General features: G+C 71.4%; 17 protein-coding genes and 1 tRNA gene. 7 read left to right on the top strand and 11 right to left on the bottom strand.

All coding sequences use genetic code 11. The annotated features are described in order from the left end of the window. Positions 1–28: 28 nt before the first annotated feature. Positions 29–685: an ANTAR domain-containing response regulator gene (locus WDV06_RS14090; protein ID WP_395510053.1), complete on the bottom strand. Its 657-nt coding sequence runs from the start codon at positions 683–685 to the stop codon at positions 29–31. A 99-nt stretch (positions 686–784) separates the two neighbouring features. On the opposite strand from WDV06_RS14090, the gene WDV06_RS14085 reads away from it, so the two are divergent. Then, a tRNA-Leu gene (locus WDV06_RS14085) sits at positions 785–859 on the top strand. Positions 860–968: 109 nt separating this feature from the next. Then, complete coding sequence (locus WDV06_RS14080; protein WP_395510052.1) at positions 969–1,703, top strand: transcriptional regulator; 735 nt, start codon at positions 969–971, stop codon at positions 1,701–1,703. Between the two features lie 6 nt (positions 1,704–1,709). Here the strand turns inward: WDV06_RS14080 and WDV06_RS14075 are convergent, their stop codons facing one another. Together WDV06_RS14075 and WDV06_RS14070 are read right to left on the bottom strand one after the other, a co-directional pair. Further along, positions 1,710–2,195 carry a GNAT family N-acetyltransferase gene (locus WDV06_RS14075; RefSeq protein ID WP_395510051.1) on the bottom strand — a complete coding sequence of 162 codons (486 nt, stop codon included), beginning with the start codon at positions 2,193–2,195 and terminating at the stop codon, positions 1,710–1,712. Beyond that, positions 2,192–2,632, bottom strand: a complete 441-nt coding sequence (locus WDV06_RS14070; protein WP_395510099.1) for an Rrf2 family transcriptional regulator — start codon at positions 2,630–2,632, stop codon at positions 2,192–2,194. The genes WDV06_RS14075 and WDV06_RS14070 overlap by 4 nt, the downstream gene beginning before the upstream one ends. A gap of 146 nt (positions 2,633–2,778) precedes the next feature. On the opposite strand from WDV06_RS14070, the gene WDV06_RS14065 reads away from it, so the two are divergent. The 3 genes from WDV06_RS14065 (at position 2,779) to WDV06_RS14055 (ending at position 4,979) form a co-directional block, all read left to right on the top strand. Next, the gene (locus tag WDV06_RS14065) at positions 2,779–3,444 is read left to right on the top strand and encodes a MerR family transcriptional regulator (RefSeq protein WP_395510050.1); all 666 of its coding nucleotides are present in this window, start codon (positions 2,779–2,781) and stop codon (positions 3,442–3,444) included. A 34-nt stretch (positions 3,445–3,478) separates the two neighbouring features. Continuing rightward, entirely contained in the window at positions 3,479–3,730 is a 252-nt protein-coding gene (locus WDV06_RS14060; protein ID WP_395510049.1) for an EF-hand domain-containing protein, read from the top strand. A 115-nt stretch (positions 3,731–3,845) separates the two neighbouring features. Next, complete coding sequence (locus WDV06_RS14055) at positions 3,846–4,979, top strand: serine hydrolase domain-containing protein (RefSeq protein WP_395510098.1); 1,134 nt, start codon at positions 3,846–3,848, stop codon at positions 4,977–4,979. 70 nt (positions 4,980–5,049) lie between these two features. On the opposite strand, the gene pyk is transcribed toward WDV06_RS14055, so the two are convergent. Both pyk and WDV06_RS14045 read right to left on the bottom strand, forming a co-directional pair. Further along, positions 5,050–6,477 (bottom strand): pyruvate kinase, encoded by a 1,428-nt coding sequence (gene pyk, locus WDV06_RS14050; RefSeq protein WP_395510048.1) that lies wholly within the window; start codon positions 6,475–6,477, stop codon positions 5,050–5,052. A gap of 156 nt (positions 6,478–6,633) precedes the next feature. Beyond that, positions 6,634–7,353, bottom strand: a complete 720-nt coding sequence (locus WDV06_RS14045; protein WP_395510047.1) for an SIMPL domain-containing protein — start codon at positions 7,351–7,353, stop codon at positions 6,634–6,636. A 154-nt stretch (positions 7,354–7,507) separates the two neighbouring features. Here WDV06_RS14045 and WDV06_RS14040 point away from each other — a divergent pair, with 154 nt between their 5' ends. Next, positions 7,508–9,313, top strand: a complete 1,806-nt coding sequence (locus tag WDV06_RS14040; protein ID WP_395510046.1) for a bifunctional metallophosphatase/5'-nucleotidase — start codon at positions 7,508–7,510, stop codon at positions 9,311–9,313. A gap of 61 nt (positions 9,314–9,374) precedes the next feature. Here WDV06_RS14040 and WDV06_RS14035 read toward each other — a convergent pair whose 3' ends face one another. Together WDV06_RS14035 and WDV06_RS14030 are read right to left on the bottom strand one after the other, a co-directional pair. Continuing rightward, complete coding sequence (locus tag WDV06_RS14035; protein ID WP_395510045.1) at positions 9,375–10,784, bottom strand: lysine N(6)-hydroxylase/L-ornithine N(5)-oxygenase family protein; 1,410 nt, start codon at positions 10,782–10,784, stop codon at positions 9,375–9,377. Continuing rightward, a complete protein-coding gene (locus tag WDV06_RS14030) occupies positions 10,781–12,160 on the bottom strand; it encodes a pyridoxal phosphate-dependent decarboxylase family protein (protein WP_395510044.1) in 1,380 nt (459 codons plus the stop codon). Before WDV06_RS14030 ends, WDV06_RS14035 begins: the two co-directional genes overlap by 4 nt. A 277-nt stretch (positions 12,161–12,437) precedes the next feature. Between WDV06_RS14030 and WDV06_RS14025 the strand changes: the two genes are divergently transcribed. Next, the gene (locus tag WDV06_RS14025; protein ID WP_395510043.1) at positions 12,438–14,252 is read left to right on the top strand and encodes a hypothetical protein; all 1,815 of its coding nucleotides are present in this window, start codon (positions 12,438–12,440) and stop codon (positions 14,250–14,252) included. Between the two features lie 10 nt (positions 14,253–14,262). Here WDV06_RS14025 and pepN read toward each other — a convergent pair whose 3' ends face one another. The 4 genes from pepN to WDV06_RS14005 form a co-directional block, all read right to left on the bottom strand. Next, a complete protein-coding gene (pepN, locus tag WDV06_RS14020) occupies positions 14,263–16,782 on the bottom strand; it encodes an aminopeptidase N (protein ID WP_395510042.1) in 2,520 nt (839 codons plus the stop codon). A gap of 86 nt (positions 16,783–16,868) precedes the next feature. Continuing rightward, positions 16,869–17,213: a chorismate mutase gene (locus WDV06_RS14015; RefSeq protein WP_395510041.1), complete on the bottom strand. Its 345-nt coding sequence runs from the start codon at positions 17,211–17,213 to the stop codon at positions 16,869–16,871. Between the two features lie 411 nt (positions 17,214–17,624). Beyond that, entirely contained in the window at positions 17,625–18,281 is a 657-nt protein-coding gene (locus WDV06_RS14010) for a response regulator transcription factor (protein ID WP_395510040.1), read from the bottom strand. A gap of 191 nt (positions 18,282–18,472) precedes the next feature. Next, positions 18,473–19,291, bottom strand: coding sequence for a serine protease (locus WDV06_RS14005; protein WP_395510039.1), 819 nt, complete (start codon positions 19,289–19,291; stop codon positions 18,473–18,475). Positions 19,292–19,624 lie beyond the last annotated feature (333 nt).

The raw sequence follows: 19,624 nt of genomic DNA, 5'->3' as shown, positions 1-19,624 counted from the left end.
GGGGAGACGGGCCTCACGCACGCACGGACTACTTCTGGGCGCCCTGCTGCTTCTTCTCCTCGGCGTCCTCGATGACCGCCTCGGCGACCTGCTGCATGGACATCCGGCGGTCCATGGAGGTCTTCTGGATCCACCGGAACGCGGCCGGCTCCGTCAGCCCGTACTGGGTCTGCAGGATGCTCTTCGCGCGGTCGACCAGCTTGCGGGTCTCCAGGCGCGCCGAGAGGTCCGCGACCTCCTTCTCCAGCGCCTTCAGCTCGGCGAACCGGGACACCGCCATCTCGATCGCGGGGACCACGTCGCTCTTGCTGAACGGCTTCACCAGGTACGCCATGGCCCCGGCGTCCCGGGCCCGCTCGACGAGCTCGCGCTGCGAGAACGCGGTGAGCATCAGGACCGGGGCGATGGACTCCCCGGCGATCTTCTCGGCGGCGGAGATCCCGTCCAGGACGGGCATCTTCACGTCGAGGATGACGAGGTCCGGGCGGTGCTCGCGCGCCAGCTCGACGGCCGTCTGCCCGTCGCCGGCCTCGCCGACCACGGAGTAGCCCTCCTCTTCGAGCATCTCTTTGAGGTCGAGACGGATGAGCGCCTCGTCCTCGGCGATGACGACCCGGGTCGTCAGCGGCGGAACGTGCGACTGGTCGGCGTCGGGCGTGGGCGTCGACTCGTGCTCGGCGGTCACGGAGGCTCCTCTTTGCGGGGCATATCAAGCTCCCCCGAGCCTACCCACCTGCGGTAAGGTGGACCCGCAGCGGGTCGGGCTAAACCTTCGATTCCGCGGGCCCCGGTAGCCCAATTGGCAGCAGGCAGTGGATTCAAAACCCACACAGTGTCGGTTCGAGTCCGACCCGGGGCACTTTTCCTTCCTTTCCAAGGTCACGCAGTACATCGCGGCCTTCACTCGTTTCAGGGACGGCTGCGCATTTGCGGCACGTGGGCGAATTGCGCACGTCACTGTCGGTCGCATGTACGACATCGCCACACGCAAGCGCACCCTCGCTATGCTCGACGACGGCCGCAGCCTGAACTCCGTCAGCAAGGAAACCGGGATATCCCGGGCGGCCATCCGCTCGTGGCTCACCCGCATCGAGCCACTTCCCCGCCTCAACCAGTCGGCGCCCTGCTCACGCCCCGCCGACGGGGCTGCCTACGCCTATCTGCTCGGCCTCTATCTCGGTGACGGCTGCATCAGCGAACACCCGCGCGGCGGGCACCACCTCCGCATCGTCTGCGACAACGGCTGGCCCGGCCTGATCGAGCAGTGCCGCGCCGCCGTCCTGTCGGTGCGCCCGACGGACAAGGTCTACGTGGTGCAGCGCCAGGGCTGCGTTGCCGTCACCAGCTACGGGCGGCACTGGACGTGCCTCTTCCCGCAGCACGCGCCCGGCAGGAAGCACGACCGACGTATCGCCCTCGAACCCTGGCAGCAGGAGATCGTGGACGCCCACCCGTGGGAGTTCATCCGGGGGCTCATCCATTCCGACGGGTGCCGGATCACCAACTGGACCGTGCGGAACGGGAAGCGGTACGAGTACCCCCGGTACTTCTTCACCAACAAGTCCATCGACATCACGGGCCTGTTCACCAGCGCCCTGGACCGCATGGGCGTCCAGTGGAAGCAAGCGAACACGCACAACATCTCCATCGCCCGCAAGGAATCCGTCGCCCTCATGGACGTCCACGTCGGGCCGAAGTACTGAGCGCCCTCAGCGGTCCAGGGCGTGAACGGTGCAGGGGCGGTCCAGGACCGTGTCCTCGCGCAGGGGGGTGAAGCCGAGGCGGCGGGCCACGGCGGTCGAGGCGGTGTTGCCGTGGTGGATCATGGCGGTGACGCGGTCGAGGCCGAGGGGCCCGAAGCCCCAGTCCAGTACCGCGCGGGCGGCCTCCGTCGCGTAGCCGTGGCCCCAGTGGGGGCGGGCGAAGGTCCAGCCGATCTCGGTCTCGTCGAACTGTTCCCACCAGTGCAGGCCGCAGCGGCCGATCGTTTCGCCGGTGGCGCGGAGTTCGACGGCGCAGAGTCCGTGGCCGCGTTCGGTCCACTGTCGCCGTATGGCGTGGAGGCGGGCCGCGGCCTGGTCCGGGGTGTAGCGCCCGACGAACCGGGCGACTTCTTCGTCGGCGTGGAGGTGCACCCACCAGTCGGTGTCGTTCTCGGTGAGGGGGCGGAGGTGGAGGCGTTCTGTGGTGATCACGGGTTTGGTCTTCCTTGCGGTGGCGTGGTGGTGGTCGTCTCCCTGAGCACGTCGGCGATGGTGACGGTGGCGAGTTCGCGTTTCATCGCCTCCTCGGCCCGGTCGTAGGTGTCGCGCAGCACGGGCGGGATGCCGGCGCCGATGGGGCATCTCCGGTTGGGGGTGGCGGCGTGGAGGGCGAGGAGGGGGTCGGGTTCGACGGCGAGGTAGACGTCTCTGAGGGTGATGTCCTCCGGTGCGCGGTTGAGGTGCCAGCCTGCGCCGACGCCGCGGCGTGATGCGACCAGGCCGGCGTCGCGCAGGGTGCCGAGGGTGCGGCGGATGACGACGGGGTTGGTGTTGACGCTGTCGGCGATCTGGTCGGAGGTGACGATGCCGTCGGGACGTCGGGGGCAGACGTAGGCCATCCAGGTGAGGGTGTGGGTGGCCACGGTCATGCGGCTGCTGGGTGCGCCCACGAGTGTCTCCGGCTCTTCGCTCGACTGTCGTAACTGATCTTGTTACATCGCCGCTGTCCGTGTCCAGTCCGGCCGCCGAAATCTAGCCTTGAGTCTCCAGTGGGTGGAGACCTCAGGGTGGGGGCATGGACGGCGCGGCGGAGTTGTTTTCGATCGGGGAGCTGGCCCGGAGGTCGGGGTTGGCGGTGCGGACCATCAGGTTCTACTCCGATGAGGGGATCGTCGTGCCGGCCGGTCGTAGTGGCGCCGGGTACCGGCTGTACGACGTCGGGGCGCTGGCGCGCCTGGAGTTGGTGCGGACGCTGCGGGAGCTGGGTGTGGATCTGCCCGGTGTGCGGCGGGTGCTGGATCGGGAGTTGTCGGTGGCCGAGGTGGCTGCCGTGCACGCCGATGCGGTGGAGGTGCAGCTGCGGGTGTTGTCGTTGCGTCGGGCGGTGTTGCGGTTGGTGGCCGAGCGCGGGTCGAGTCCTGAGGAGGTCGGGTTGATGCACAGGGTGACGCGGTTGTCGGCGGAGGAGCGTCGGCGTCTGGTGGAGAGGTTGGTGCAGGGGGCGGAGGAGTCGGTGGCGGCGATGGTGCGGGTGGCGGCGCCGGATCTGCCGGAGGATCCGTCGGTCGAGCAGGTGGCGGCGTGGGTGGAGTTGGTGGAGTTGATGGGGGACGAGGAGTTCGGGGAGGTGTTCCGGCGGGCTCCGGGGGTGGAGGGTCCGGTGGATCCGCGGGTGGAGCGGTATTGGCGGCTGGTGTGGGCGGTGAACGGGTGGGAGGTGGTGCCGGGGTGGGTGCCCTAGGTTGGGGTGGTCATCGAGGTGAAGGGGTGCCGCTGTGAGCGAGAAGGCTCGGAAGCTGTTCGAGGCGTTGGATCTGAATCATGACGGTGAGCTGACGCGGCTGGAGGTGATCTCGGCGCTGCGGTCGAAGGGGCCGACGTTGGCGGCGCGGGGTGATCTGCCGTTCTGGGGTCTGGGGGATGCGGACGCGTCGTCGGCGTTGTTCGACGCGGCGGACAAGAACGGTGACCAGGTGCTGTCGTTGGAGGAGTTCGAGGCGGAGGTGGACCGGCGGTTCGGCTGGTAGGGGGGTTTGCCCCACCGTGGGTCCGGTGGGTGGCGGTATGCCGTCGGGGGTCGGCCCCCGGGATCGTTGGGTGCAGCACGTACTGGTGCTGTCGGGCGATTTCCGGGGAGGGTCCATGGTCGGGCGGGCGGGGCAGGGGCGGCGGCGTGTGGCGGCCGCGGTGGCGGTGGGGGTGCTGGCGCTGGGGGTGGCGGCGCAGCCGGCGGCGTTCGCGGCGGGTCGGCCGGATGCCGTTCAGCGGGGTCTGGACGGGCTGGTGCGGGAGGGTGGGGTGCCGGGTGCGCTGGCGACCGTGACGGACGGGCGGGGGCGTACGCGGACCTATACCGCCGGGGTGGGTGATCGTGTGACGGGTGCGGCGGTGCCTCGGGACGGGCAGGTGCGGATCGGGAGCAATACGAAGGTGTTCACGGCTGTGGTGCTGCTGCAGTTGGTGGGTGAGGGTCGGCTGGGGCTGGACGACCTGGTGGAGGGGCATCTGCCGGGGGTGGTGCGGGGGGATGGTTTCGACGGGCGGTCGCTCACGGTGCGGCAACTGCTCCAGCACACGAGTGGGATCCCCGACTACGAGGCGGAGGTCGGGGAGGCGATCGAGCGGGGGCGGTACGTGGCGCCGCGGGAGGTGCTGGAGATCGCGTTCCGGCATCCGGCCACGTCGACGGACGGGAAGACCTTCCACTACAGCAATACGAACTACGTGCTGGCGGGGCTGATCGTGGAGAAGGTTGCGCGGCGGTCGCTGGCGGAGGAGATCGACCGGCGGGTGGTGAAGCCGCTGGGGCTGCGGCACACGTATTTTCCGGCGCCGCGTGATCGGACGATCCGTGAGGCGCATCCGCACGGCTATCACCAGGACGCGGTGGGCGCGCCGTTGCGGGATGTGACGGAGATCGATCCGTCGGCGGCGTGGGCGGCGGGTCAGATGGTGTCGACGAACTCGGATGTGAACCGGTTCTTCTCGGCGTTGCTGGAGGGTCGTCTGCTGCGGCCGGAGCAGCTGCGGGCGATGCAGACGACGGTGCCGGTGGCCGAGGGGTCGGATGTGGGGTACGGGCTGGGTTTGATGCGGCGGCCGTTGTCGTGCGGTGGGGTGTATTGGGGGCACGGTGGTGACATCACGGGGTTCGAGACGCGGGGTGGGGTGGGTCCGGATGGGCGTGCGGTGAGTGTGGCGGTGACGGTGGATCCCGCTGACTACGGGGTCACGCGGCGGTTGGAGGGGTTGGTGGACCGGGCCCTGTGTCGTTGAGGGCGGGTGGGTACGGGAACGCCGCCGGGGCCCTTGGGGGTCGCGGCGGCGTTGTGGTGTGGGGGTGGTGTCAGTGGACGGGGTCGCCGATGTGGTGGATGCGGACGAGGTTGGTCTTGCCGCTGACGCCGGGGGGTGAGCCGGCGGTGATGACGACGGTGTCGCCGGGGCGGCAGCGTCCGATGCGCAGGAGCTGCTCTTCGACCTGGGCGACCATGGCGTCGGTGGAGTCGACGTGGGGGCCGAGGAAGGTTTCGACGCCCCAGGTGAGGTTGAGCTGGGAGCGGGTGGCGGGGTCGGGGGTGAAGGCGAGGAGGGGGATGGGTGAGCGGTAGCGGGAGAGGCGGCGGACGGTGTCTCCGCTCTGGGTGAAGGCGACGAGGTATTTGGCGTCGAGGAAGTCGCCCATTTCGGCGGCGGCGCGGGCGACGGCTCCGCCTTGGGTGCGGGGTTTGTTGCGGTCGGTGAGGGGCGGGAGGCCCTTGGCCAGGATGTCCTCTTCGGCGGCTTCGACGATGCGGGCCATGGTGCGGACGGTTTCGACGGGGTGTTTGCCGACGCTGGTTTCGCCGGAGAGCATGACGGCGTCGGTGCCGTCGATGACGGCGTTGGCGACGTCGGAGGCTTCGGCGCGGGTGGGCCGGGAGTTGTCGATCATCGAGTCGAGCATCTGGGTGGCGACGATGACGGGTTTGGCGTTGCGCTTGGCGAGTTTGATGGCGCGCTTTTGGACGATGGGGACCTGTTCGAGGGGCATTTCGACGCCGAGGTCGCCGCGGGCGACCATGATGCCGTCGAAGGCGGCGACGATGTCGTCGATGTTCTCGACGGCCTGGGGTTTTTCGATCTTCGCGATGACGGGGAGGCGGCGGTCTTCCTCGTCCATGATGCGGTGGACGTCTTCGATGTCGCGGCCGGTGCGGACGAAGGAGAGGGCGATGACGTCGGCGCCGGTGCGCAGGGCCCAGCGGAGGTCTTCGATGTCCTTGTCGGAGAGGGCGGGGACGGAGACGGCGACGCCGGGGAGGTTGAGTCCCTTGTGGTCGGAGACCATGCCGCCTTCGATGACGCGGGTGTGGACGCGGGGGCCGTCGACGGCGGTGACTTCGAGGGTGACGCGGCCGTCGTCGACGAGGATGCGTTCGCCGGCGGTGACGTCGTCGGCGAGGCCCTGGTAGGTGGTGCCGCAGGTGTGGCGGTCGCCGTGGTGGTCTTCGACGGTGATGGTGAACTCGTCTCCGCGTTCAAGGAGTACGGGTCCTTCGTGGAAGCGGCCGAGGCGGATCTTCGGGCCTTGAAGGTCGGCGAGGATGCCGACGCTGCGGCCGGTTTCGTCGGCGGCCTTGCGTACGCGTTGGTAGCGCTCCTCGTGTTCGGCGTAGGTGCCGTGGCTGAGGTTGAGGCGGGCGATGTCCATTCCGGCTTCGACCAGGGCTTTGATCTGGTCGTAGGAGTCGGTGGCGGGGCCCAGGGTACATACGATTTTCGCTCGGCGCATGGGGCGAGGGTATGCCCTACCGGGGGGTAGGACATGAGATGGGCGTGTCCACTCAACAACCTTTGGGCAGAGGGTTGTTGACATTTGTTGAATGTGCGTGGGGGTGCTCCGATGAGCACCCCCACGGGGTCACCGCTTCGGTGTTTCGTGCGGGTTTCAGAGCTGCGGCGGGGTCATCGTGAAGCGGGCGTTGACCTGGGCGTAGACGGTCTGCCGCTGGGGTTCGAGGTCGAGGGGCGGGGCGGCCTCCTCCTCGGCTCCGGCGAAGGTCATGGAGCGGTAGGCGCCGGCGGGGGCGGCCACGGCGAGGGGGGCCGCGTTCTCGGCGCCGAGGTCGGCGAGTTCGACCAGGGCGGCGAGGTCGGCGCCGAGGGCCTGGGCGTATGCGCGGGCGCGCTGGACGGCTTCGAGGACGGCCTGGCGGCGGGCCTCGGCGTGGGCGGGTGAGGTGGGGCGCAGGGCCCACCAGGGGCCGTCGACGCGGGTGCGGTCGAGGTCGGCGAGGCGGGTGGTGAGTTCGCCGAGGGCGGTGAAGTCGTTGAGTTCGGCGGTGAGGTGGACGGTTCCGTGGTAGGCGCGGACGCGTTCGCCGCGGCCGTGGCGGGCGGGTTCGGGAGTGATGGAGAAGGCGCCGGTCTCCAGTTTCTCGACGGGGTCGCCGTAGCTCTTGACGAGGTCGAGGACGGTGTTGTTGCGGCGGGTGAGGTCGTCGAGGGTGGTGCGGCGGTCGGTGCCGCGGGCGGTGACGGTGATGGAGATACGGGCGATCTCGGGGTCGACTTCGAGTCGGGCCTCGCCTCGGACGGCGACGCGGGGGGCTTCGGGGGTGCCGTAGGGCTGGTGGGCGGCCGGGGTGTGCGGGGCGTCCTGGGTCATGGTTTCACTGTCGCACCGTCGCCCGTTCGGGTCTGGTCATCGGATCGAAACCTGGGTGGGGTGTTGCGTCTTGTTACCCATCGGTCAGAATCTACGCGCGTTGTCCACGCGCTGTGACGCGGTACGGACATACGCCTGACCAGGGGAGAGTGACATGGGGTTCGACCGCAGGACGTTCATGGGGGCTTCGGCCGCGACGGGTGCCGCGGTGGCGCTGGCGGGGGCGGCGGCGGCTCCGGCTGCCGCCGCGCCGGCTGCCGCCGCGCCGTCGGCGAGGCAGCGGACGTACGCGTTCACCGTGATGGGGACGACCGACCTGCACGGGAACGTGTTCAACTGGGACTACTTCACGGACAAGGAGTTCGACGACAAGGCGCACAACGACATCGGCCTGGCGAAGATCTCCACGCTGGTGAACCAGGTGCGGGCGGAGAAGGGGCGGTGCAACACCCTGCTGATCGACGCCGGTGACACCATCCAGGGCACGCAGCTGGCGTACTACTACGCGAAGGTGGATCCGATCACGGCCTGCCGGGGTCCGGTGCACCCGATGGCGCAGGCGATGAACGCGATCGGCTACGACGCGGCGGCGATCGGCAACCACGAGTTCAACTACGGCATCCCGGTGCTGCGCAAGTTCGAGGAGCAGTGCCACTTCCCACTGCTGGGTGCGAACGCGCTGGACGCGAAGACGCTGAAGCCGGCGTTCGCCCCGTACAGCATGCACCGGCTGCGGACCCCGCACGGGCGGGACGTGAAGGTGGCGGTGCTGGGGCTGACGAACCCGGGCATCGCGATCTGGGACAAGGCGAACGTGCAGGGCAAGATGACGTTCCCGGGTCTGGAGGAGCAGGCGGCGAAGTACGTGCCGCGGCTGCGGTCGATGGGCGCGGACGTGGTGATCGTCTCCGCGCACTCGGGGTCGAGCGGTACGTCCTCCTACGGTGACCAGCTGCCGTACATCGAGAACGCTGCCGCCCTGGTGGCGGAGCAGGTGCCGGGCATCGACGCGATCCTGGTGGGGCACGCGCACACGGAGATCCCGGAGTACCGGGTGAAGAACAAGGCGACGGGCAAGGACGTGGTGCTGTCGGAGCCGCTGAAGTGGGGGCAGCGGCTGACGCTGTTCGACTTCGAGCTGGCGTGGGACCGCGGCCGCTGGTCGGTGGCGAAGGTGTCGGCGAAGGTGCTGAACTCGGACACGGCCGCCGAGGACCCGAAGATCACGACCCTGCTGTCGGACGAGCACCGCAAGGTGGTGGCGTACGTCAACCAGGTGATCGGCACCTCGAAGCAGGCGATGAGCTCGGCGGACGGCCCGGTGAAGGACGTCCCGATCATCGATCTGATCAGCCACGTGCAGGCGGAGACGGTCAAGGCTGCCCTGGCGGGTACGGAGTGGGCGGCGCTGCCGGTGCTGTCGCAGGCCTCCTGCTTCTCGCGGACGGCGTCGATACCGGCCGGGCAGGTGACGATCAAGGACGCGGCGGGGCTGTACCCGTTCGAGAACACCCTGGAGGCGCGTCTGCTGACGGGCGCGCAGCTGAAGGACTACCTGGAGTACTCGGCGAAGTACTACGTGCGGACGGCGCCCGGTGACGTGGTGGACCCGGCGAAGCTGACGAACGCGGAGTCGACGCCGGACTACAACTACGACGCGGTGTACGGGCTGTCGTACGACATCGACATCGCGCAGCCGACGGGTGCGCGGATCTCGAACCTGTCGTTCCAGGGCAAGCCGGTGGACCCGGCGGCGCGGTTCGTGCTGGCGGTGAACAACTACCGGGCGTCGGGCGGCGGCAACTTCCCGCACGTGCCGCAGGCGAAGCAGCTGTGGTCGAACTCGGAGGAGATCCGTACGACGATCATCCAGTGGGTGAAGGCGAAGGGGACGATCGACCCGGCGCAGTTCGCGTCGGTGGACTGGAAGCTGACGCGGGCCGGGGTGCCGGTGTTCTAGTACCGCGCGTTCCTGCCGGGGCCGGGGTCCGCCGTGTGGCGGGTCCCGGCCCCGGGTGCGTTCAGGGGTGGTCGACGAGGGGGAGGAGGTCGACGGTGGGGCGGGGGCGGGTGTGTTCGCGCTGTTCGAGGCCGAAGGTGGTGAAGGCGGTGCGGTCGGGCTGGGGGTAGGGGTCCTTGCCGGTGAGGGTGTTGAGGATGGCGGCGCTGCGCCAGGCGGCGAGGCCGAGGTCGGGGGCGCCGACGCCGTGGGTGTGGCGTTCGCCGTTCTGGACGAAGACGGTTCCGCTGACGGAGGGGTCGAGGACCATGCGGTAGCGGTGGTCGATGCGCGGGCGGCCGGAGGAGTCCTTGCGCATGTAGGGGTCGAGGCCGGCGAAGAGGCTGGTCAGGGGGCGTTCCCGGTAGCCGGTGGCGAGGACGACGGCGTCGGTGGTGAGGCGGGAGCGGCTGCCTTGCTGGGTGTGTTCGAGGTGGAGTTCGACCTTGGTGGTGGCGACGCGGCCGGCGGTGCGGACGGTGACTCCGGGGGTGAGGACGGTGTCGGGCCAGCCGCCGTGGAGGGTGCGGCGGTAGAGCTCCTCGTGGATGGCGGCGATGGTGGCGGCGTCGATGCCCTTGTGGAGCTGCCACTGGGCGGGGACGAGGCGGTCGCGGACGGGTTCGGGGAGGGAGTGGAAGTAGCGGGTGTAGTCGGGGGTGAAGTGTTCGAGGCCGAGCTTGGAGTACTCCATGGGGGCGAAGGAGGGGGTGCGGGCGAGCCAGGTGAGGCGTTCGCGGCCGGCGGGGCGGGCGCGCAGCAGGTCGAGGAAGACCTCGGCCCCCGACTGGCCGGAGCCGATGACGGTGACGTGTTCGGCGCCGAGGATGCGGGCGCGGTTGTCGAGGTAGTCGGCGGAGTGGATGACGGGGACGGTGGGGGCTTCGGCGAGGGGGCGCAGGGGTTCGGGGACGTAGGGGGCGGTGCCGATGCCGAGGGCGAGGTTGCGGGCGTAGGTGCGGCCGAGGGCTTCGGCTTCTCCGTCGGCGTCGAGCTGGGTGTAGTCGACTTCGAAGAGGTCGCGTTCGGGGTTCCATCGGACGGCGTCGACCTGGTGGCCGAAGTGGAGTCCGGGGAGGCGGCCGGCGACCCAGCGGCAGTAGGCGTCGTATTCGGCGCGCTGGATGTGGAACTGCTCGGCGAAGTAGAAGGGGAAGAGGCGTTCCTTGTGCTTGAGGTAGTTCAGGAACGTCCAGGGGCTGGCGGGGTCGGCGAGGGTGACGAGGTCGGCGAGGAAGGGGACCTGGAGGGTGGCGCCGTCGATGAGGAGGCCGGGGTGCCAGCGGAAGTCGCGGCGCTGGTCGTAGAAGGCGGTGGCGAGGGGGTCGGCGCCCTGGGCGGGGAGGCCGTGGCTGAGGGCGGCGAGGGAGAGGTTGAAGGGGCCGATGCCGATTCCGACGAGGTCGTGGGGGGCATCGTGCTGGGCGGTCATCGGTGGGTTCTGCCTTCCAGGTGGGCGATGAGGGTGTCCAGGTCCCCGGTCGTGGTGTGGGGGTTGAGGAGGGTGGCCTTGAGCCAGAGGCGGCCGTCGGCGGTGGCGCGGCCGAGGACGGCGGTGCCGTCGTGGAGGAGGGTGCGGCGCAGGGTGGCGAGCTGGTCGTCGTCCGCGGGGGTGGGGCGGAAGAGGACCGTGGTGATGGTGGGGTGGGCGTGGAGTTCGAAGCCGGGGTGGGCGTCGAGGAGGTCGGCGAGGTGCCGGGCGGTGGCGCAGGTGCGGTCGATGAGGTGGGCGAGGCCGTCGCGGCCGAGTGAGCGCAGGGTGGTGGCGATCTTGACGGCGTCGGGGCGGCGGGTGGTGCGCAGGGAGCGGCCGAGGAGGTCGGGCAGGCCGGCTTCGGTGTCGTCGGGGGCGTTGAGGTAGTCGGCCCGGTGGGCGAGGGGGGCCAGGAGGCGGGTGTCGGGGACGGCGAGGAGGCCTGCGGCGACGGGCTGCCAGCCGAGTTTGTGGAGGTCGAGGGTGAGGGAGCGGGCGCGGTCGAGGCCTGCGAGGAGGGGGCGGTGGCGGGGGCTGAAGGCGAGGGTTCCGCCGTAGGCGGCGTCGATGTGGAGTTCGGTGCCGTGGCGGTCGCAGACGTCGGCGAGGGCGGGGAGGGGGTCGATGAGTCCGGCGTCGGTGGTGCCGGCGGTGGCGGTGACGAGGGTGGGGCCGGGGGTGCGGGTGAGGGCGGCGTCGAGGGTGTGGGGGTCGAGGGTGCCGGTGGGGGTGGGGAGGGTGAGGGTGGGGGGCAGGCCGAGGAGCCAGGCGGCGCGGGGGATCGAGTGGTGGGCGTTGGCGCCGTGGACGACGGTGAGGCGGGGGCCGTGTCGTTCGCGGGCGAGGAGGAGGGCGAGCTGGTTGGCTTCGGTGCCGCCGGTGGTGAGGAGGGCGTCGGGGTGGGGGGTGGGGTAGAGCTCGGCGGCGAGGGTGGCGGTGAGGTGTTCCTCGATGGCGGAGGCGGCGGGGGCCTGGTCCCAGGAGTCGAGGCTGGGGTTGAGGGCGCTGACGGCGAGGTCGGCGGCCGCGGCGACGGCGAGCGGGGGGCAGTGCAGGTGGGCGGCGCAGAGCGGGTGGGCGGGGTCGGCGGCGCCGGCGGCGAGGGTGTGGACGAGGGTGGTGAGCGCTTCGTGGTCGCCGGTGCCGTGGGCGGGCAGGACCTCGCCGAGTGCGGCGCGGACGCGGGCGGCGGTGGTGTGGGGGCCGCCGGCGGGGAGGGGTCCGCCGCGTGCGGCGTCTCCGGTGCGCAGGGCGGTCAGGACGGTGTCGAGGAGGGGCCGCAGTGCGTCGGCGCCGCCCTGTCCGCCGGCGAGCGGGGGCGTGGGCGCGGTCATGGGGGCCTCCGGGGTGGGCGGGGTGGGGTGCCTGGGCGGCTGCTCGCTGGCCGGGGCCGGGCGGGACACCCGGCCGGTACAACGAGCAGACCCGAATGGGGTAACCGTCGGGAGGGGACGGGGGTCGGTTTTCGGCCGTCCGACCGGTACGGGAGCGGGGTGGCGGCGGGCGGGCGGGGATGGGGAAGTCTTGGTGTTCCGGGCTCTGGGACGCAGGTCGCGGCGGGGCTACAGTGCGGTCGGCACGGGGCGCGCATGCTCTGCGGGAGGGGACCCGATGGCTGGATCCGGAGTGCTGGCGAAGGTGGCGGGTGCGGTCGGCGGGAAGACGGCGGCGGCGGTCGCGGCGGGGGTCGTGGTGGTCGCGGGTGTGGCCGGTGCGGGGGTGTGGTGGACCTCGCAGGGTCCGGAGCCGGTGGTGGTGGTCCAGCGCAGCACGTCGGTGTCGGTGCCGGCGGGTGCGGAGCAGCTGACGGTGGCGGGGTGCCTGCCGCACGAGACGGCGCTGGGCGGCGGGTATGCGATCGCCGGGTCGGGGTTCGCGACGAACAGCCGTTTCATCGGGGGTGCGTGGCTGGCGTCGGCGTTCAACCCGGGTGACGGGGCGTCGACGCTGACCTCGTACGCGTTGTGCGTGAACGCGAAGGTGGAGATGCTCGGGGGGCTCGATTTCCACTGGCAGGCGCACGCCTTCCGGGACCGGGGGAACAAGATGACGGGGGGCCGTGACGGGGAGATCCACGACCTGACCACCGCCGGCCCGTACGAGAAGGTGGCTCGCGACGCGACCGCCGCGCCCTCGTGCCAGGGTGGTTTCACCGCTGTGGCGACGGAGTTCCGGTCCGAGCGGACCGTGCAGGGGCGGCCCGTGGCACCGGTGCCGTTGGACTGGATGGCGCCGGGGGCGGCGTTCCCGAAGGACTGGAGCCCGACTCCCGGCTGGTCGGTCTCGGTGAATCCGGGCACGGAGTTGAGCAGCGTGCCGTATCCGTTGTCGGACTCCGACAGTGCCGTGCGCCGGACGCGCATCGTGGATCCCCAGCCGCCGCAGGCGAACTTCGCGGTCGGGACGCGGCCGGTCTGCGTGAAGGTGAAGGACCTGTCGGTGGTCACGGCGCAGGCCCCGGTCGCGGCGGGCGGCAGTGCGGAGGTCACGGTGCGCTGCCCGAAGGGACGGCTGCTGCTGGGTGGCGGCTTCGTCTTCCCCGCGATCAACGAGACCGGTGCGCTGGAGCATCCGGAGCGGTACTTCGGTGACGGCTGGCTGTTCGCCTCGACGGACGGACCGGCTGCGGCGGGTACGCCTTCGGGCCGCGCGGTGCGGGAGTGGCACGTGACGGGCGTCAACCAGCAGCAGCCCGGCGGGCTGTACCACAATTCGGTGTGGATCGAGCACAGCGACCGTGAGACGAGCACGGGCAGGGGCTACTTCGACGCGCGGGCGCACGGTGGGGACGATCAGCTGTTGCGTCCGGTGGCGATCCCGGCCGAGCAGCCGATGACGGCGGCGGCGGTCTGCGCGACGATCGACGCGAAGGCCACCTCGCCGTCGAAGGGGCCGTCGCCGACGGCGGTGGGGCGGCCGGACCTCCCTTCGGTGCCGGGGGTGACGGATCCTTCCGTTCCGGCGTCGGGTCCCCCTTCCGCGTCTGCGTCCCCGTCGCCCTCGCAGTCCGCGGGGCACAGCGCCCCGCCCTCGGCCGGCTCCCCGAACTCCCCCTCCCCCGGCCGGCCCACGAGCGGCGGGAACCCGCAGCCGTCGGCGAGTACCCCGCAGCAGCCGCAGCCCCCGGCGGTGTCCATCCGGCAGCCGGGGAGCGGCGGGCAGCTGCGGCGCGGCTGCGAGGAAAGCTTCGCCGCCTCGGCGCGGACCCGGCCGGGTGACCGGCCCCTCACCGATCCGCAGTACACGGCCTGGCAGTTGAAGGGCCCGAACGGGCCGGTGGCGGTGGGGGCGGGCCCGTCGGGCGGCTTCGTGGTGCCGCTGCTGCCCGACGGGACGTATCCGCTGGTGTTCACCGCGACCGACCCGGACAGCGGCCTGACGGCCAGTGCCCAGGTGTCGGTGCGGATCACCGGCTGTATCCGTTAGGCCCCGTGGCTCAGGAGGTCCGGGCGGCCCGTACCCGCAGGCTGCGGGCGAGGTCGTCGAGCTGGTCGACGAGGACGCGGCGCATCATCGGGGTGATCCCGGGGTCCTCCAGGGCGGCGTGGCCGGCCCGGAGGTTGGCCTCGTCGACGTGGGGGGCGGGGAACGCCCAGCGGCCGGCGGCCTCGCCGATGGCGGGGCCGCGGCGGGCTCCGACGGCGATGGCCTCGGGGTAGTAGCGGGCGACGTGGTCGTGGAGGAGTTCGGTCTGTTCGGGCTGCCAGAAGCCCTGGGCGGTGGCGCTGAAGAGGTAGTTGGACAGGTCGTCGTCGTGGAAGAGGCGCTGCCAGGCGGCGTCCTTGGCCTCGGCGGTGGGCAGGGCGGCGCGGCAGCGGGCGGCGCCCTGCTGGCCGGTGGCGCTGGGGTCGGCGGCGAGGGCGGCGTCGATGGCGTCCTCGTCCACGGCGCCGAGGACGGCCAGGCGGGCGAGGATGCGCCAGCTGAGTTCGGGGTCGAGTTCGGGGCCGCCGGCGACGACGCCGTCGGCGAGCCAGGCGGCGATGGTGTCGGGCTGGGTGGCGCTGTCGATGAAGGCGCGTACGGCGGCCAGGCGCAGTCCGGGGTCGGAGCCGTCCTCGGTGCGGCGCAGGAGGTCGCGGGTGGCGGAGGTGATGAGCCCGAGGGCGGTGCCGCGGTCGGCGGGGTCGACGTACCGGTCGGCGATCTGGGTGCGGGCGAAGCCGAGGACGCCCTGGACGACGGCGAGGTCTGATTCCTCGGGGATGTGGGCGTCGAGGGTGCGGAGGTAGTCGAAGGGGTCGAGTTCGCCGTCGCGGACCATGTCGCGCAGGGAGCCCCAGACGACGGCACGGGTGAGCGGGTCGGGGATGCGGGAGAGGCCGCGCAGGGCGGTCTCCAGGGACGTCTCGTCGAGGCGGACCTTGGCGTAGCCGAGGTCGCCGTCGTTGAGGACGAGGAGGTCGGGGCGGGGGCCGCTCGCGGAGAGGATCTCGTCGCTGGGGACGTCGAGGTCGAGGAGCGCGGTGCGTTCCAGGAGGCCGTCGGTGGCGCGGGCGTAGGTGCCGGCGGTGATGCGGTGGGGGCGGCTGCCGTGGCGGTCGACGGTGAGGGTCCAGCCGCCGTGGCTCTCCTGGATGCGGGGGGTGAGGGTGTCGATGCCGGTGGTGCGCAGCCAGACGTCGGCCCAGGCGTGGACGTCGCGGTCGGTGTGGGCGGCGAGGGAGTCCACGAAGTCGGCGAGGGTGGCGTTGGCGAACTTGTGGCGGGCGAAGTGGGTGTTGATGCCGGCGAGGAAGTCCTTCTCGCCGAGCCAGGCGACGAGCTGGCGCAGCGCGGAGGCCCCCTTGGCGTAGGAGATGCCGTCGAAGTTGAGGAGGGCGGAGGCGGTGTCGGGGACGTCGTCGGGGCCGGGGGCGACGGGGTGGGTGGAGGGGCGCTGGTCGGCGGCGTAGCCCCAGGGCTTGCGTTCCATGCCGAACTCGGTCCAGGTGCCGGTGAAGCGGGTGGCTTCGGTGAGGGTCTGGTAGCCCATGTACTCGGCGAAGGACTCGTTGAGCCAGATGTCGTCGAACCAGGCGAGGGTGACGAGGTCGCCGAACCACATGTGGGCCATCTCGTGGGCGATGACCATGGCGCGGCGCTGGCGTTCGGTGTCGGTGACGGCGGAGCGGAAGACGAACTCGTCGCGGAAGGTGACCAGGCCGGGGTTCTCCATGGCGCCGGCGTTGAACTCGGGGACGAAGGCCTGGTCGTAGGAGTCGAAGGGGTAGGGCTCGGTGAACTTCTCGTGGTAGCGGTCGTAGCAGGCGGTGGTGACGGAGAGGATCTCGTCGGCGTCGGCGTCGAGGTGGGGGGCGAGGGACTTGCGGCAGTGGATGCCGAAGGGCAGTCCGGCGTGTTCGGTGGTGACGCTGTGCCAGGGTCCTGCGGCGACGGCGGCGAGGTAGGTGGAGATGACGGGGGTGGGGGCGGAGGTCCAGACGCCGGCGCCGTCGGCTTCCCGGTCGCCGGTGTGGGTGGTGGTGCCGTTGGCGAGGACGGTCCAGTGGGCGGGGGCGGTGACGGTGAACTCGAAGACGGCCTTGAGGTCGGGCTGGTCGAAGGCGGGGAAGACGCGCTGGACATCGTCCATGAACATCTGGGTGTAGACGTACGTCTCCCCGTCGGCGGGGTCGGTGAAGCGGTGGAGGCCCTCGCCGGTGCGGGAGTAGCGCATGCGGGCGTCGACGCGCAGCTCGTGGGGGCCTTCGGCCAGGCCGGTGAGCGGGAGGCGGTTGCCGTCGAGGGCGGCGGGGTCGAGGGGGTGGCCGTCGAGCGTGGCGGAGCGCAGTTCCTCCGGCTTCAGTTCCACGAAGGTGTCCGCGGGGGTGCGGGCGCTGAAGCGGATGACGGTGGTGGAGTCGAAGGTCTCGTCGCCGGTGGTGAGGTCGAGGGTGACGGCGTAGTGGTGGACGTCGAGGAGCTGGGCTCGGAGCTGCGCTTCGTTGCGCGTCAGTGCGGACATGGGGCCCATGCTGCCGGATGGGGGCCGGGGGTCCTAGGGCGTCTCGTCGGGTTGTGGCCGGGTGGGGGCGGGGCGGGCCCGCCCCCGGCGGGCCGTCACTCCTCGCCGGCGGCGATGGTCTCGTGGTGGCGGATGACCTCGGCGATGATGAAGTTGAGGAGTTTCTCGGCGAAGGCCGGGTCGAGCTTGGCGTTCTCGGCGAGCTGGCGCAGGCGGGCGATCTGGCGGGCCTCGCGGCTGGGGTCGGCGGGCGGCAGGTGGTGGCGGGCCTTGAGGTGGCCGACCTGCTGGGTGCATTTGAAGCGCTCGGCGAGCATGTGGACCACGGCCGCGTCGATGTTGTCGATGCTGTCGCGCAGGCGGGCCAGTTCGGCGCTGACGGTCTCGTCGATCGCCTCGGGGTCGGTGCCGCTGTCGCGGTCGGTGGTGTTCATGGTCATCGAGAATACGTGGCGGTCGCGGGCGGCACCGCTGGTATGTCGCTGGGTGAGACGGGACGTGCGGCGGGGGTTCACGGCGGCAGGTGGCGGTGACGAGCCGGCCGTCCCCGGGGGCGGGGGCCGGCGGTGCGGCGACCGGCGAGGGCCTGTCGTCAAACTGCCGTCGTCGCCCGGAGGGCGGCCCCGCGGCGTCATGGGGGTCCCCCCTGGTCGAGCGAAGTCGAGAGCTTGGGGGAGCGTGCTCTCGGTGCGCCGGGCGGAAGCCCGCGTAATGGACGTACTCGGCTTGCGCCCGGTGCGGCGAGTGGGGGCACCCCCTGCTCGAAGAGCTCGGGGGAGCGTGCCAGGCGTCGCGGGGCAGACGGGAGTTTGACGACAGGACCCAGGGGCCACGGTGGCTGCCGTGGGGGGTCAGGCGGTGGTGGTGGCGAGGCCGCTTTCCCAGGCCCAGGCGGCGATCTCGACGCGGTTGCGGGCGGTGAGCTTGGCCTGGACGCTGGCCAGGCGGGCTTTGACGGTGGACAGGGAGAGGTAGAGATCGGCGGCGATCTCGACGTTGGTCAGGCCGCGGGCGAGGCAGCGCACGACGTCCCGTTCGCGTTCGGTGAGGGGTTCCGAGGGGTGGCGTGCGGCCTGGGGGCCGGCCATGCGGGGGGCCATCTCGCACAGGAGGCGGACGGTGCTGACGGGTGAGACGAGGGCGTCGTCGGCCGCGGCGGCCCGTACGGCTTCGACGAGCATGGCGGGGCCGGCGTCCTTGAGGAGGAAGCCGGAGGCGCCGCCGTGGAGGGCCGCGTGGACGTATTCGTCGAGTTCGAAGGTGGTGACGAGGACGATGCGGGGGGTGTCCTGGCCGGAGAGGCGGCGGGTGACTTCGAGGCCGTCCACCCGGGGGATGCGGATGTCGAGGAGGAGGACGTCGGGGCGGTGCTCGGTGACGGCCGTCAGGGCCGCCCGGCCGTCGGCGGCGTCGGCGACGACCTCGATGTCGGGCTGGCTTTCGAGGATCATCCGGAATCCGGTCCTGACCATGTCCTGGTCGTCGCCGATGACCACTCGGATCGTCATGCGCTGCCTGCCCCACTGTCGCCTTGCCCGCTGCCGCCGGTGGGCCTCCCCCGGCGGGTCTGCGGGGGTGTCCCGTCCCATGGGACCCGGGGGTGCGGCGGGCCGCAACCGGACGGCGCGGGGCTCGCCCCTCCGGCCGGTTCGGGTCCGGCCGGAAGGGCGAGGTGCGTGGGTGTGGAGGGTGCCTGGGGTTACAGGCCGGCGGCGGCGTTGCGGATGTCGGCGGCGAAGGTGGAGACCTCGGTGTAGACGCCGGGGTATCCGGCGCGGGCACAGCCCTCGCCCCAGCTGACGATGCCGACCTGGATCCAGGCGTTGGTGTCGTCGCGGCGGAACATGGGGCCGCCGGAGTCGCCCTGGCAGGTGTCGGTGCCGCCCTGGTCGTAGCCGGCGCAGATCTCGTCGGAGGGGACGAGGGAGCTGCCGTAGGCGGCCTGGCAGGCGGCGTCGGAGACGAAGGGGACGGTGGCCTTGAGGAGGTAGCGCTGCTGGGCTCCGCCTTCGCGGGCGGCGCCCCAGCCGGCGACGGTGAAGGTGCCGTTGTCGTAGGCCTTGGTGTCGGCGATCTTCAGGGTGGGGAGGTTGACCGGTTTGGCGAGCTTGATGAGGGCCCAGTCCTTGCCCTGGCCGTTGTAGCCGGGGGCCTGGAGCACCTTGGTGGACTTGACCTTGATGGCACTGCTGCTCTGCAGGTCGACGACGCCGGCGGTGGCGGTGATGGAGGTGTTGTTGCCGGATCCGTTCACGCAGTGGGCGGCGGTGAGGACGATCTGCTGGGTGTAGAGGGCGCCGCCGCAGCCCATGGAGAGTCGGACCATGAAGGGGAACTCGCCCTGGGCGGCGCGGGTGCCGCCGACGACGGGGGTCGGGGAGGCGCTGGCTCCGGTGGGCTGGAGGCTGACGGCGGCGAGGGCGACGGCGCTGACGGCGAGGCCGCGCTTGAGGAGCTTGCTGAGGGTGGACACGGTCAACACACTGCCTTTCGTGGGGGGTTGGGCTGTGCGTGCCATCCGATGAATGACGGGTCCATGACACATCTGGACCCGCGCGGCAACAAGAACGCGTTTTCGGACAATCCCCGCCGTCCGACGGGTGCCGCGACGGGGATTCATCCGGCGGCCACGAAAAGTTTCCTACCGCCCAGTAGACATGCGGGGGATTCTGGCCAACTCTGAGCACGTACATGCCAAGCCGTGACCGAGGAGCGCCCCCACATGCGCAGCACCCGCCGCACCCGCACGTCCCGTACCACCGCCGCCGGCGTGGCCGTCGCGGCCGCCGTGATGACCCTGCTGCCGGCCGGCTCCGCGGCCGCGGCCCCGGCCGCGGCGCCCACCCCGGCC

Source organism: Streptomyces racemochromogenes (assembly GCF_044129415.1).
GTDB lineage: Bacteria > Actinomycetota > Actinomycetes > Streptomycetales > Streptomycetaceae > Streptomyces > Streptomyces racemochromogenes_A.
Note: the sequence above shows the minus strand (reverse complement) of the source record. Positions and strands in the feature narration are given on the sequence as shown.

Coding starts and splice junctions, on each gene's coding strand:
- WDV06_RS14080 (WP_395510052.1), top strand. CDS start 969: ATGTACGACATCGCCACACGCAAGCGCACCCTCGCTATGCTCGACGAC.
- WDV06_RS14070 (WP_395510099.1), bottom strand. CDS start 2,632: ATGACCGTGGCCACCCACACCCTCACCTGGATGGCCTACGTCTGCCCC.
- WDV06_RS14065 (WP_395510050.1), top strand. CDS start 2,779: ATGGACGGCGCGGCGGAGTTGTTTTCGATCGGGGAGCTGGCCCGGAGG.
- WDV06_RS14055 (WP_395510098.1), top strand. CDS start 3,846: ATGGTCGGGCGGGCGGGGCAGGGGCGGCGGCGTGTGGCGGCCGCGGTG.
- pyk (WP_395510048.1), bottom strand. CDS start 6,477: ATGCGCCGAGCGAAAATCGTATGTACCCTGGGCCCCGCCACCGACTCC.
- WDV06_RS14045 (WP_395510047.1), bottom strand. CDS start 7,353: ATGACCCAGGACGCCCCGCACACCCCGGCCGCCCACCAGCCCTACGGC.
- WDV06_RS14040 (WP_395510046.1), top strand. CDS start 7,508: ATGGGGTTCGACCGCAGGACGTTCATGGGGGCTTCGGCCGCGACGGGT.
- WDV06_RS14035 (WP_395510045.1), bottom strand. CDS start 10,784: ATGACCGCCCAGCACGATGCCCCCCACGACCTCGTCGGAATCGGCATC.
- WDV06_RS14030 (WP_395510044.1), bottom strand. CDS start 12,160: ATGACCGCGCCCACGCCCCCGCTCGCCGGCGGACAGGGCGGCGCCGAC.
- WDV06_RS14025 (WP_395510043.1), top strand. CDS start 12,438: ATGGCTGGATCCGGAGTGCTGGCGAAGGTGGCGGGTGCGGTCGGCGGG.
- pepN (WP_395510042.1), bottom strand. CDS start 16,782: ATGGGCCCCATGTCCGCACTGACGCGCAACGAAGCGCAGCTCCGAGCC.
- WDV06_RS14015 (WP_395510041.1), bottom strand. CDS start 17,213: ATGACCATGAACACCACCGACCGCGACAGCGGCACCGACCCCGAGGCG.
- WDV06_RS14010 (WP_395510040.1), bottom strand. CDS start 18,281: ATGACGATCCGAGTGGTCATCGGCGACGACCAGGACATGGTCAGGACC.
- WDV06_RS14005 (WP_395510039.1), bottom strand. CDS start 19,291: ATGGCACGCACAGCCCAACCCCCCACGAAAGGCAGTGTGTTGACCGTG.